We start from the raw sequence: 12,803 nt of genomic DNA, 5'->3' as shown, positions 1-12,803 counted from the left end.
CGGCGTGTTCGCGGGCGGCGTCTACGTCGCGTTCCGCGTACGCACCAGGTAGGGCACCATGCACAGCGTCGCCACCCCCGCCATGGCCATCGCCGCGCCCGCGTCGGTGAACTCGGCGGCCGCGCCGAGCACGACCGGTGCCACCCCCTGGAAGGACATCAGCCCGGAGGTGAGCAGCCCGAACGCCTGGCCGCGGCTTTCCTCCGGGAGTGCGTCGAGGAAGTCACGCTGGAGTCCGAGCCCGTAGGCGAACCCGGTCCCACTGATCAACAGGAGCACCGCGCAGACCGCGTACGGCGGATCGAGAACGAAGCCCACCAGCGGCAGGCCGAGAACCGCCACGAGCGCCACGACGAAGCGTTCCCGCGCGGCGGGGCGGACGAAGCGGCCGATGGCCAGGTCACCCGCGAGCATGCCCATCGGCAGACACGCGAGCAGGGGTCCGGAGGCGCCCGCGGGCAGGTCCCGGCTGCCCGCGAAGGGGACGATGAGGCTTTCGGCCCCGGCGACGAACGCGGGCGGCAGCCACTGGGCGATCAGCAGCCTCCGCACCCTCCGGTCCGCGAACAGCCGCGTGGCGCGGGACCAGCTGTGCCGCATCACCGAGTCGGAGTCCTTCCGTGCCCCGCCCGGTGCCGCTGCCTGCTCGGGCGCGGGCGGATTGGGCGCGGGCAGATCGGGCAGGCGGAGGCGGATGGCGACGGCGGCGACGGCGTAGCCCCCCGCACTGACCAGCAGCGCGTGGCGCGGCCCCAGCAGCGCGACCGCGATGCCACCGCCCGCCAGGCCGAGCAACTGCGCCGCGGACGCGGACATGTTGTACATCGAACGCCCGAGAACATAGGCGTCACCGCTGAGCGTCTCGGCCACGAGCCGGTTCGACACCCCGCCGAAGACCGGCGTTAGGCAGGCAACGGCCGCGATGAGGAGCAGGATCGCCGTCACCGGCAGGTGCGTCAGCCCCATGGTGGCGGCGGCCGCACATTCGAAGCCGTAGCCCGCGATGATGAGTCGACGCGGGCGTAATCGGTCGGCGAGCGAGCCGAGGAAGAACGAGCCGAGAAGCTGCGGCAAGAAGCCGATACCGAACGCCAAAGCACCCAGAAGTGGCGAGCCGGTCGTCCCGAAGACCAGCACCGACAAGGTCATGATCCGCAGCGAATCTGCCGTGATCGTCAGTGTTCTGGTCAGGAAGAGGAGACGGAAGCGGGGGTTCGCCAGCACTTCCCGGTATGTGGCGCCCTGCTCCGGAGCGGGGGGAGTTGTCACGGGAGGATCGTGCTGGCTGTTCGGCGTTCCGTCCACCGTGCCATCTCGACAGGTGACAACCGCTCCGGTTAGATGAGTGCCTTCTCGTCGTCCCGGAAAAGCGCCAAAGCCATCTGCTCATCACCTTCGTCCAGCGACCGAAAGGGACAGGACATGCTGATCGACCAGATCGACACACCTGAACTGGCTCCGGAGATGTACCTCGAGGACGAGGCCCCGGACGTCGCCGTCGACTCGGCGGCGGAGCGCGCCTGGCTTCCCTCTTACCAGGCGGCCCTGACCACCTGACCACGCACGGCGGGCCGGGGCACACCGACGCGCGGAGGATGAGGCGACGGGGTGGCCCGGCCGAGTGCTGAAGGCTCGCCATCTGACCGCTGCCTGACCGCCGCCTGACCGCCGCCGCCTGCCCCCGAAGGACGGTATGTCGCTTGTCCGAGTCAACAGCCTTCGGCTCCACCGCCCTTGACGTGGCGTCCCGGGCCGACACGATCCTCTGCGTCGACCGGCAGTTCGGCGACTCCGCCGCCATCTACCAGCGCAACATGGCCCGGTTCCGCGTGGGGCTGACCATGCTGGCGCGGCAGGACGACATCTGCGCCGATGTGCTGCGCTCGACTGCCGCGGCCCCGGAAGGGCGCCTCCATCCGCTGCTTTTCGACCCGGTGTTGCGCAACTGCTTCGAAGTCGACATCGCGCGCCTGGAAAACGGCTCACTCGAACGCAGCTCGCTCGCCAGGTACGTGCCTTCCCCACCAGTGAACGACTCCCCCACGGGCCCCTGCGAAGCCCTCACCCACCCCCACCGGCGCGCCTGGCCAGGTCTCGGGGACGCGTGGGTCCTCACCGAGCCGAAACCCCACGGCGGCCCGGAGGAGCTGCTGGCCGAGCGCCTCATGGAGCTGTACCGCGGCGCGCTCGGCGCAAGCGGGGCACCGCGTCCGGTCCACCCGACGGACGACCTGTGCGCCGCGCTTCGGGACGGCGCGGAACTCCTCGCCACGCTCATGCCCGCGGCGGGAGCCGGTGTGCTCCGGCACATCACCATGGTCGGATTCACCCACCGGGAGAGCCGGGAAGGCCCCCTCCAGTCCATGTCCGGTGGCGACCCGCTCCCCTCCTCGGTGCTGCTCGCGCCCGAACGCTGCGCGAGCCCCTGGCTCGTCGCCGAGAGCCTGCTGCACGAAGGCGCTCACCTCAAGCTCTTCGACGCGCTACGGACGGGCTCCGTGGCCACGAACGCCACCGAACGCGTCCCGATCCCCTGGCGCATCGGCTCCTGGACCGTCATCCGGGTCCTCGTCGCCCTCCATTTCTACGTACACCTCCTGGTCTTCCAGACCGCGGCGGCCGCGGCGGGCGAAGCTGTACGGGAGCGATTCGGCCCGCCCCCACCGGCCGAGGTCATCGACGAACCCACTCCAGGCACCCCCGCTGCCCAGCACGGCACGTACCGCACCAGCGCCGAACGCGCCCGCTACCTCGCCGAGTGCGCACTGTCCCTGCCCGAGCGGGCCCTGACGGAACACGGCCGGCGTTTCGTCCGCTGGCTCCTCACCGCGTTCCGCCTGGTGGACCCCGAGGCCCCCGCCCAGCCGCCCACCCCACCCCGCCCGGCGCCCCCGCACCCCGCGGGCTTCCCGCCCGGGGCCGCACCCCGCAGAGTCACCCCCGTCGACGCCTGCGCCCTGCCGACCCTCGGCCAGCTCGTCGTCAGCCCCGCCGACACGGCCAGAATGCACTGGCTGAACTCCCGCTCATGGACGGTCTACTCCCTGTGCGACGGCCGTGACCTCACCGCCCTGCACACGTCCTACGTCCGCGCCGCCGGCCTCCCGGCCGACTCACCCGAGGCCACCCGGCACGTGAGCGAGGGCATCCACCACCTCCTGGCCGCCGGGCTCATCACCCTCGACGCGTAGCCGCTGTGTCAGTCCTCTCCTCTACGGTTCGCCCATGACTCCTGAGACGCGGGACCGGTTATGTCCCTTCCGTGAGAGGGCGATCGCGCAGGGCATCCCCGCTCCGAGGAACTGGCCGCGCGGCGCTGCGACCGCGTGTTCACCGATGTCTTCTGGAACCCCTGTCCTGGGCCGTCTCACCCCATGGCGTTCCTGACGGCGGTCCGCGCGTCCTCCCCCAGCACGTGGTGGGTGGCCATGCCCGGCAGCGCGGGCAACTCAGCCCAGTGGGTGACGGGTTCGGCGCAGGGGCGGCCGTAGGGCAGGCGGACGACACGGTCGGAATCGACAAAACAATCGCGGTACTCGGTGCCGTCCTCCGCGATGTGACGGGTGGTGAAGTACATCGGCAACACCAGCCAGAAGTCCTCCCCCGCCGCCTGCCCCGGCTCGGGCGGAAAGCGCCCCGACGTCGCCGCCGCCACGGGTAGCCCGCTCCTCGGCAACCTCTCGCGCGCGTCCACCCACTGCACCACCGCGTCCATAACCGCTCCTCCCCGGCTCCGGCGCTCCGTCATACGACCATTCTCGCCCTACGGCGCAAGGAGCCGCAGGAGTCCCGAGTGGAGGGCGTCCGTGGCGTCGGTGGCGGCCATGCCCGCGTCGGGGTCCCCGCCGAGGAGCTGGATGGCCGCGTCGAGGACGGCGGTACGGCTGCGTTGCGCGTCGGCACGGCGTCGTGAGCAGGTCGTACGAGGCGACCACGACCCGGCCCCGGCGATAGGAACAACCTTGAGCGAGCCCACGTGCACCTCCGCCTACGAGGCCATCGGCATGGCCTGCCTCCTCCCCCTGAACGGCGCCCCGGGCGGGTCGTCTTGTTCACCGCCGGAGCGGATCCCTACCGTGGCTTCCCGGGCAGGGCACCGCCGGTGTCCCGCACGGACGAAGAGGAGGACGCACGGATGGCCAGCTCCGAGCACGGATTACACCTCGACCGGCGGTTCTTCCTGACCGGTACCGCCGGTTCCCTGGGGGCGGCGGCGCTGCCCGCCACCGCCGCGCGGGCGGCGCCCTCGCGTGGCGGGCGGTATCCGTCGAACTGGCCCGACCCCGAGCCGTACGGCCACGCGGACACCCGGCTGGATCTGTGGCCGCGGGAGGACAACTCCTTCGTCCTGCCGCTGGAGTTGCGCCCCCGTGACCGGGAGCTGGGCCGGGTGTGGATGCGGGACACGTACGTCAACTGCTTCGTCGTCGGCGGCCGTCCGCTGTACGTCGCCACCGGCACCACCCGCGCACCGGGGCTCACCGCCGCCGGGCCGTGGAACGACGGCATCTTCGTGTGGGTGTCCCGGTCGCTGCGGGGGCCGTGGCGGCTGGCCGACACGACCGGCATCCGGCCCGGCGCCGAGCGGGGCAAGGTGTGGTCGCCGGAGTTCACCGGCGAGAACCGGCCCGGCCGCACGGTCGTCGCCCCCTGGCAGGAGTACTGGCACGACGACCGGTTCGGCAAGCGCGGCCAGGCCTGGGCGCCGGAGGTGCACTACATCCGGGGCAGGTGGTACCTCGTCGCGTGCATGGGCGACCACTCGCGGAAGGTCGGCTCGTTCCTGCTGGTGAGCGACGGCGGCGTCGAGGGCCCGTACCGGCTCGTCAAAGGCAACCTCGACAAGCCCTTCGGCGACCTGGCCCCCGGCGGGCCGGACTTCATCGAGCCCGGCGCCTACCACCACATCGACGGCAGCCTCTACGCCGAGGGCGACGACGCGTGGCTGGTGCTGCACAACGACCTGTACGCGAGGTTCCGGGACGACATGGAGGACATCGTCCCGACGACGAACCTCCCGAGGTTCCGGCAGGCGCCCTACTCCCCCGAGCCGTACCTCGAAGGCGCGTACGTCTTCAAGCACGGGGGCCGGTACCACCTCCTCCACGCCGCCTGGAACCGCACCTCGGTCAACGCCGACGGCACCACCCGCCACGCCTACGACCCGCCCGGGGCGGGCCGTGTGCAGTACCAGTACGACGCGATCGTCGCCGTCGCGGACCGCTTCGAGGGCCCGTACTCCCCACGCTGGACGGCGGGCGTCGGCGCGGGCCACAACAACTTCTTCGCGGACCACCACGGCGGCCTCTGGGCCACCTTCTTCCGCAACCCGGCCGCCGGCTACTGGTCCGCCCCATCGCGCACCGCCGACGCCGCCGTGCCGGGCGTCGTACGGGTGGAGTGGACGGGCCCGGCGGGCAACCGCCTGTACGTCCAGCGCCGGAGCCGGGCCCTACGGTGACGCCGCGCACGACGGCACCCCCAGAAATGCGACGGGGACTGGGAACGAGGCGTCAGCCACCGTCCCAGTCCCCCTCACAAGCCTCAATGCGAGACCGCGACGGATCACACGGTCAGTTTGACGGCCTCCAGCCACGTGCCGTTCTTCAACGACCCGCCGAAAATGAGGTTGGGGCGCGCCTTCGCGCAACCCTTGGTTCGCCAGTCCGACTCACGAAGTCGGGTCGACTGGCAGACCTGGCCAGTACCGACGTTGATGGCGAAGCCGAGCATCTTGGGGGCGTCTTCCGACGTGGTACCGATGTAGTTGTCCTTGCCATCGTCCATCACCGGAGTCCATTGCGGCTCCCAGCCCCCCTTTCCATCAGAGGAATTGGGCTTTTCGATGAAAGCGTTCGCTGACGAGCCGTCGACTCCATACACCGCGATATTGAGGGACTTGATCGGACGGTTACGCTCGGCCACACCGGCCATCGCGCCGTCGCATTCAGGTTTTTGCCAGCCTTGCCCGTCGACGTACGCGCGATAACAAATGTGCCGCCCGGAAGGGTCTTCATCGGAAAGACGCTTCACCGCGGTGGCGGCGGTCTCCCTGCGAGGCCCCTCGGATTCCTCATCATCAGCGCCCCCGTTCGGTCCGCTCGGTCCGCTCGGTCCGCTCGGTCCGCCCGGCTTCTCACTGGGTTTCGGCGAGTCACTGGGTTTCGGCGAGCGAGTCGTATCAGCCGTCGGCGTCTTGGACGGCTTAGGCGTACGGGACGGCGTCGCGGAGGGCTTGGGCTTCGCCGACTTACCATCCGAAGCGGTCTTACTCGGCTTGCTCTCCGAACCCACGGCTTGCGTTCGGTCCCCACCGTCGCTGGATCCGCCACTGGTCAACATCACCACCGAGCCAACGACGACGAGAGCCAGCACAGCGGCCGCCGCCGTTCCCACGACCAGGGGTCTCTGAAACAGCCCGGGCGGCTCATACTCGTCGTCCGACTGACGTGATGTGCTGCTGCGGCCGATCTTCGAAGGCGGGGACACGCTCGGGCCCGAATCGGAGCTTCGGAGAGAGGGTGGCGTGAAGGACGGCATCGCTGGCTGCGGCAGCGCGTACTTCCCGGCGTCGGGATCGCTGTCGCGGTCATCGATGCCCACAGCGAACGTATCGTGGTCATCGCCGGCTGAAGGCGGCGGCACCGGCGGTGCCTCGGCAGGCCCGGTCGACGCTTCACGAGGTTCTTCCACAAGCCTGCTCGAACCATCAGGAGCGACTTCGACCAATGTCCGATAGCCCATTCCGGTATCGGAGATGGCAGCCGTCACGCTGGCGTCCCGGGCCTGCGCGTACCCCTGCAAGATGTCGATGATCGCGGAGTCGACCGCCTCCCCCTCTCCCGCCAACACCGGTTCACCGTCGATGGCGGCGGAGCCGTCGCTGGAAATGGTCACCGTGAAGTCGGGAGGAGGCGATTCGATCGTCTCCTTGGACATCTCGTAGCCGCCTCCTGCGATCGGCTCGTCCTCTTCTTCACCCCGGCTCATGCCCGTTCCTCCTGTCATCACCGGCCATGTGGTCGACCGTTCCGATTCAACCGCCGGACCTCGAGGCGGCGGGTCGACCGGCGGTCAGCTGCTGATTCCGATCGCCTTCCTGAGTTCTCGCGCGTCCACGGTGTTCTCGATCGGCGGCGTGTCGGTGGGAAGCGGCTTACCGAAGTCGGAGAAGCTCATGCGCACCTTCTGCCCTTCCTCCTCGGATTCGATCAGCACCGGGTAGGGGTCGCCGGCCGTGGCGACGTACACGGTCGTCGGTGCCCCGGCGAGTGTGCCGGTGAGCCGGAGGGCACGGACTCCGTTGATGTCGGTCTCCCCGCTGTTGTTCATGTTCGAGGCCTCGATGGCATCCTCGGAGAGCAGGGACGCGCTCAGCATGTTCCGGACGCAGAAGATGGCGGCGAACTCGATATCACCGGATGTGGTCTTCACATAGCGGTCACCCACGAACTGCTGAGCCTGCGCGGCCTTGTCCTCGAAGTGGCCCTGATAGAACCCGGCCTGGGGCTTGGCGTAGATGGTGTCACGCTGCTGGATGAACTCCATCTGCTCGCCTTCGTCGGACCGTGATCCCCGGCAGTTGTCCTGGGCGTCCACGGAGAAGTCGATCTTGTTCGTGCCGCCCTCCGATACGAGATGCCATGACGGGGCCTTTTCCAGCGCATCCTCGGCCTTGGTCAGGATCTCCTTCGGCGTCAGCTGCGCGACACCATTGGCCGCCTGCGCCGGCTGCTTCGGCTGCTTCGCCTTGGAACCGGCCGAGCCTGCCGTCCGCTTGTCCGAGACCTTGCCCGTACCGCTCTCCTTGGCGCCGTCGCCCTTGCCGCAACCAGTGATACCGACGACCGCGAGAACCATCGCACCCGCCACCGCTACACCGCGTACGCTCATCCGCTTCTCTTCCCTTTGCTCAATGCAAGAGGCCCATCGGGCCCCGACAGGGGTCACAAACGGCTGTGCGGCGGGAATGGTTCAACCGACCCGCCATCGCTGCGGAGACTTTGAGAACCTGACGAACCGTGGCACCGAGAGCACCCAACCGAGGGGGTACGGACTGAACCACCTCGGCGGGTGGTTCGTCGTGGCCTCCAGAGCCGCGCCCGGCGGCTTGCGGACCGGCCACGGAGACTCCCTTGCGCTCTTTTCCTCCTACGCGAACACCTGCCGGTCCCCACCCGGTTCCACCGGGAGCCCGCGTCTGGGAGGTGGATGTGCTGCGCGGGTTCGCGCTGCTGGGCATCCTCCTGGTCAACGTCCAGATGATGGCCGGGCCACAGGTGCGACCCGGGGGCGTGCTGGTCGCCTCACATCCGGACCAGGTGGTCGAGTGGCTGGTCACGGCCCTGATCTCCGCCAAGTTCTATCTGCTGTTCTCGTTCTTGTTCGGGTACAGCTTCGCCCTGCAGCGAGCCTCGGCCGAGCGCGCGGGCGAGCCCTTCGCACCCCGGCATCTGCGCCGCCTGATCTGTCTGTTCCTACTCGGGCTGGCCCACGGCGTGCTGCTGTTCTCGGGTGACGTCCTGACGGTTTACGCGGTGCTGAGCCTCGTACTGTTCGCGCTGCGGGACACCCCGGCGCGCACCCTGCTGCGGGCCGCGGCCTGGCTCGTCGTCGGTACCTCGGTGTGCCTGCTGGCCTGGGGCGCCGTTACGGTCTCGTTCGGGGAGCCGCTGCGTCCGCAGGACATCGCCTCCGCGGTGGAGACGAATGTGGCGGCCTACCGGGGCGGTCCCGGCTCGGTCGTCGAAACCCATCTGCGGTCGCTGCGCACCATGCTGGGCTGGAACATCGTCTACGGCGCCGACATGCTGGCCGCCTTCCTGGCCGGACTCGTCGCGGGCCGGCGTCACCTGCTCGCCGACAGCGGCAGGTACCGCGCCCAGATGCGGCGGATCGTTCTGTGGTGCCTGCCGATCGGCCTGGCCGGAGGCGTCTTCATGGCGATCTGCCGCAACGGGCCGCTGGACGCGCGCTGGTACGACGTCGGTTCGGCCATCGGCGTCCTCACCGCCCCGCTCCTGTCCGCGGTGTACGTCTGCGGCCTGCTGCTCCTGCTGCGCACCGGGCCCGGACGCCGGGTGGGCCGCGCCCTGGCCCCGGCTGGCCGGATGGCCCTGACCAACTACCTCGGCCAGTCCCTGGTGATGGCCCTGGTCTTCACCGGATACGGCCTGGCCTGGTACGGCCGGTACGGGACGACAGCGGTATTGGCCGGGTGCCTTTTCCTGTACGTGGCGCAACTGGCTGTCAGCCGCGTCCTGTTGCGCCACGTTCGCTACGGCCCGGCCGAGTGGCTGTTGCGCACGGCGACGTTGGCACGCAGGCCATGAGGCCGCCGGGCGCCACCTCTTCAGGCCTACGGTTTCCGCAGCGGCGCTCCCTGCCGCTCCCACCTGCTCTTCGCGTCGCCAACCGCGTCGACGACCGCATGGCCGGACCACGAGCGGGCGGCCCGCTCGGTGATGGCGTCCGTCTCGGCCTTGGCCGCCGCCGAGATGACGGCCGCGTTGGGCTCCTTGTACCAGGGGCGCAGCCGGATCAGTGCAGGCCGCACGCCGGTGGCCAACAGCAGGGCGGTGCCCTTGGGCAGGGCGCGGATGCGGTCCGCGGGCAGCACCGGGTCCAGGCGGTAGGAGTACGAGCGGGAGGTCCCGTCCTTGCTCTTGGAGATCGACGGGGTGCGTACGTCGGCCTGGCCGACGAGTTTGGAGATCTTCTCCACGAAATCCGCGTCGTCCAGACCCGCGCCCAGCAGCTTGATCGTGGCCGCGCTCCACATCGCGTCCATGCCCGCCTCGCCCCACACCCGGCTGCCCTGGCGGTAACTCTGCAGCAGCGTCACGACGTTGATGCCGCGCGAGCCGAAGTGGCTGTACAGGTCGGGCAGGTCGGAGATGCGGCACACGTTGGCGGCTTCGTCGAGGACGGCCGTCATCGGAGGATCCAGGCGGCCGCCCATGCGTTCGGCGGCCAGGACGCCCGCGCGCATCGTCGCGTCGGCGAGGCCCGCGATCACGCCCGCGGCGGAGCCACCGCCGTCCTTGGACAGCAGGTAGAGCGTGTCCGTGCTCACCGCGTGCTCATGCGGCTTGAACTGCGGAAGGTGGGGATCGGGCATCACCCAGGCCACGATCTCGGGGTCGAGCAGACAGGCCACGCACTGCCGCGCGGTCTCGTAGATGCCGTCGCGGGTCTCGACGGCGCCGCGGACCGTGCCCTGCAACTGTTCGGCCATGGCGAGCATGTCGACGTCCCGCAACAGGTCGACGGGGGTGCGGTCGGCGGGGTCGGCCAGCCAGCCCAGCAGGTCGGTCACAGATGCCTTGCCCCGGGCGGCGGCGAGGAAGAGCGCGGTGATGGTGTTCTGGGCCGCGGAGATCCAGAAGTCCTTCTTGGACTGGTCATCGTTGACCGATGCTACGAAGTGCCCGGCCAGTCGGCGGGCGCCCTCGATGGTGTGACAGTCGGAGAGGATGTCCCACCACATGGCGCGCGGGGTATGGGCGATGCCCTGGGGGTCGAACGTCCACACCCGGCCGGACTTCTCGCGTTCGGCCCGGGTGACGGCGTACACATCGGACTTGTTGGAGGTCAGCAGCACCGACCCCTGCGCCCGCAGCACACGGGGTACGGCGATACCGGTGGACTTGCCGGCACGCGGAGCCATCAGGTCGAGTTCCACGTCCTCGAACGAGGACCGCAGTTCGGGGCCGTTCGGCTCCAGGTTGCCCAGGAGATTGCCCGTCTCATCGGGGTGGAGTTGCGCCCGGCCTTTGAGCGTGGGGCGCAGTTCGCGGGCGCGCGCCGTGATGCCGGCCGGAGCCAGGCCCGCCAGCTCACGGCGCCCGGCCAGTCCTTTGGGCCGGGAAACGAAGCGCATCACCTTGCGCACGACCAGGAAGCAGATCCCGAGGAGGGTGACGAAGAACCCGACGATCCCGGCCACCACGGCGGCTGGTGACGCCGCCGGCCACAGCGTTGCCGGACCGTCCGACATCAGGGTGGCGAACGTGGCGAGGGAGAAGGGCGGAGGGGCCCAGCCCGCGCCGGACAGCGCGGCGCCCGTCGTTCCGCCCAGCCAGATCCCCCCGAAGACCACCAGGCACGCGCCGGCCACCGCCGTGATCGCCCACGCGATTTGGTCGCTGCCGTACATCCCCCCTTTGGCCGCGCCGCCCGTCATCGGACCCACCTGCTTTCCGCCGCTGATTTCGAGAGGTCGGGGACGCGGAGCGATGTGCCGTCGGCGATCGGCTTGTTCGCCGCCCACCGCTTGTTGGTGTCGTGCAGATGCCGCTCGGTGTCGGTGATGGCGACCTGGATCGGGATACCGGGACGGCCACCGACCTTGATCAGGAATCGGCCCCGCCCGGGCGGTTCCTCACGCTCGCCGTGCGCGGCCCAGCCCGGCGGTGACGACCAGGACGAGACCAGGGAGATCTCCCGTTCGGACAGGCCGACGACCTGACCGAGGTCCTCCATCTCCTGGCGCGGCAGTCCCGCGCACACCACCATGCCGGCGCGTTCGACGAAGCCGCGCGCCTTGACCCGGTCGGCGTCGCTGCCCAGCGCCTCGGCGTCCTTCAGGGTGTGCGTGATCTTGGCATCGCCCAGGCCGAGGGTTCGGTTGAGGCGGGTCAGGGCGTCGATGCGGTCGACGATGCCGGAGGCCGAGCGCAGCGGCCGCCACAGCTCGTCGAGCACGGTGAAGAACCAGCGCCGGGGCGCGAGACCGGCGTCCGCCAGGGCGTGCGAGGCGGCCACCGTGCCCAGTCCGTCGGACCAGGCGGCCAGCATGGCCGCCGCGGTGAGCTGGGTGTCGGCCTCGCCGATCCGGGAGATGTCCACGCACACGGCGGGCGCGTTCAGGTTGATGCGGGTGGAGGTCTCGGCGGCGAAGGTGTCGCCCAGCGGCCCGTCCAGGATGCCGAGCAGGGAGCGGTGCAGCGGGTCGACGGCATCGCGGTACCGGGTCTCCTCCCCCCGGTCCAGGGTCACCGCCCGCACCCGGTCCGGTCCTTCGACGATGACCCGCACCAGGTCGGGCAGCAGCGGCGCACGGTCCGGCGGCGTGCGTTCCCGCAAGTGGTGGAGGGCCGCGGACAGCACGGACTGCTCATGGTCGTCCATGGCGCGATCGCGCACGATGGTGATGAGCGCGGCGACCATGTTGAGCACGCGGCCGTGGGTCTCGGCGGCCAGCACCCGCCCCGCGTCCCCGCCGATGCGCTGGGCGGCGGCGCCCATGGCGCCGGGGTCGAGGACGTTGATGCCGCCCACCCCACGGCCGATGGAGATGACCTGTCCGCCCAGGGCGCGCACGGTGTCGGCGTAGTCGGGCTTGAGGTCGCCGAGGACCAAGGGCACCACTCCGGTGGCGGCCAGGCCGATGAGCATGCGGTTGACGAGCGTGGACTTGCCCAGGCCCGGCATGCCGAGCATGAACAGCGACGGGTTGGAGATGTAGTGGGCGCGGGTGAACCAGGACAGGGGGTCGCCGCAGACGGTGGCCCCCGTGTAGAGGTGCTGGCCGAGCGGTACGCCCGTCATGGGGGCGCCCGAGCCGGCCGCGAACGGCCACAGCCCACAGGCCTGCACGGTGGTGGCCCGCCACATCGACGGCGGGTCCATGTGGGCGACCTGGCCACCGCCGGGGCCGTGCCAGCCGCGAGCGGGCGGCATCGCCTCCCTGGTCGCGGCGGGCCTCTTCGCGGCCTGCTCTTTCCTGGCCTGCTGCTTCTTGTTCTGCTTCGCGGCCTTGGCGGGCTTCCAGTCCGGGCCCTCGTCCTTGTATCTGATCG

The 12,803-nt window shown here is 70.2% G+C and carries 11 protein-coding genes; 4 read left to right on the top strand and 7 right to left on the bottom strand.

The window, feature by feature from the left end:
* Positions 1 to 21 precede the first annotated feature (21 nt).
* Positions 22 to 1,269, bottom strand: coding sequence for an MFS transporter (locus tag ACFV9T_RS14950; protein ID WP_385440083.1), 1,248 nt, complete (start codon positions 1,267 to 1,269; stop codon positions 22 to 24).
* Positions 1,270 to 1,422: 153 nt separating this feature from the next.
* Between ACFV9T_RS14950 and ACFV9T_RS14945 the strand changes: the two genes are divergently transcribed.
* Together ACFV9T_RS14945 and ACFV9T_RS14940 are read left to right on the top strand one after the other, a co-directional pair.
* Positions 1,423 to 1,557, top strand: coding sequence for a hypothetical protein (locus ACFV9T_RS14945; protein WP_385440080.1), 135 nt, complete (start codon positions 1,423 to 1,425; stop codon positions 1,555 to 1,557).
* Positions 1,558 to 1,700: 143 nt separating this feature from the next.
* Positions 1,701 to 3,191, top strand: coding sequence for an aKG-HExxH-type peptide beta-hydroxylase (locus ACFV9T_RS14940; RefSeq protein WP_385440079.1), 1,491 nt, complete (start codon positions 1,701 to 1,703; stop codon positions 3,189 to 3,191).
* Positions 3,192 to 3,367: 176 nt separating this feature from the next.
* On the opposite strand, the gene ACFV9T_RS14935 is transcribed toward ACFV9T_RS14940, so the two are convergent.
* Positions 3,368 to 3,715, bottom strand: coding sequence for an AQJ64_40280 family protein (locus ACFV9T_RS14935; RefSeq protein ID WP_385440078.1), 348 nt, complete (start codon positions 3,713 to 3,715; stop codon positions 3,368 to 3,370).
* Positions 3,716 to 3,763: 48 nt separating this feature from the next.
* Positions 3,764 to 3,976 carry a hypothetical protein gene (locus ACFV9T_RS14930; protein ID WP_385440075.1) on the bottom strand — a complete coding sequence of 71 codons (213 nt, stop codon included), beginning with the start codon at positions 3,974 to 3,976 and terminating at the stop codon, positions 3,764 to 3,766.
* Between the two features lie 159 nt (positions 3,977 to 4,135).
* On the opposite strand from ACFV9T_RS14930, the gene ACFV9T_RS14925 reads away from it, so the two are divergent.
* Positions 4,136 to 5,461, top strand: a complete 1,326-nt coding sequence (locus ACFV9T_RS14925; protein WP_385440073.1) for a family 43 glycosylhydrolase — start codon at positions 4,136 to 4,138, stop codon at positions 5,459 to 5,461.
* A 104-nt stretch (positions 5,462 to 5,565) separates the two neighbouring features.
* Here the strand turns inward: ACFV9T_RS14925 and ACFV9T_RS14920 are convergent, their stop codons facing one another.
* Together ACFV9T_RS14920 and ACFV9T_RS14915 are read right to left on the bottom strand one after the other, a co-directional pair.
* Complete coding sequence (locus ACFV9T_RS14920; protein WP_385440070.1) at positions 5,566 to 6,990, bottom strand: hypothetical protein; 1,425 nt, start codon at positions 6,988 to 6,990, stop codon at positions 5,566 to 5,568.
* An 84-nt stretch (positions 6,991 to 7,074) separates the two neighbouring features.
* On the bottom strand, positions 7,075 to 7,893 hold the full coding sequence (locus ACFV9T_RS14915; protein ID WP_385440069.1) for a hypothetical protein: 819 nt from the start codon (positions 7,891 to 7,893) through the stop codon (positions 7,075 to 7,077).
* Positions 7,894 to 8,207: 314 nt separating this feature from the next.
* Here ACFV9T_RS14915 and ACFV9T_RS14910 point away from each other — a divergent pair, with 314 nt between their 5' ends.
* Positions 8,208 to 9,332, top strand: a complete 1,125-nt coding sequence (locus ACFV9T_RS14910; protein WP_385440067.1) for a DUF418 domain-containing protein — start codon at positions 8,208 to 8,210, stop codon at positions 9,330 to 9,332.
* 26 nt (positions 9,333 to 9,358) lie between these two features.
* On the opposite strand, the gene ACFV9T_RS14905 is transcribed toward ACFV9T_RS14910, so the two are convergent.
* The gene (locus ACFV9T_RS14905; protein ID WP_385440066.1) at positions 9,359 to 11,185 is read right to left on the bottom strand and encodes a TraM recognition domain-containing protein; all 1,827 of its coding nucleotides are present in this window, start codon (positions 11,183 to 11,185) and stop codon (positions 9,359 to 9,361) included.
* Positions 11,182 to 12,618 (bottom strand): ATP/GTP-binding protein, encoded by a 1,437-nt coding sequence (locus ACFV9T_RS14900; RefSeq protein ID WP_385440200.1) that lies wholly within the window; start codon positions 12,616 to 12,618, stop codon positions 11,182 to 11,184. Before ACFV9T_RS14900 ends, ACFV9T_RS14905 begins: the two co-directional genes overlap by 4 nt.
* Positions 12,619 to 12,803 lie beyond the last annotated feature (185 nt).

The sequence above is a fragment of the Streptomyces sp. NPDC059850 genome, from assembly GCF_042731515.1.
GTDB lineage: Bacteria > Actinomycetota > Actinomycetes > Streptomycetales > Streptomycetaceae > Streptomyces.
Note: the sequence above shows the minus strand (reverse complement) of the source record. Positions and strands in the feature narration are given on the sequence as shown.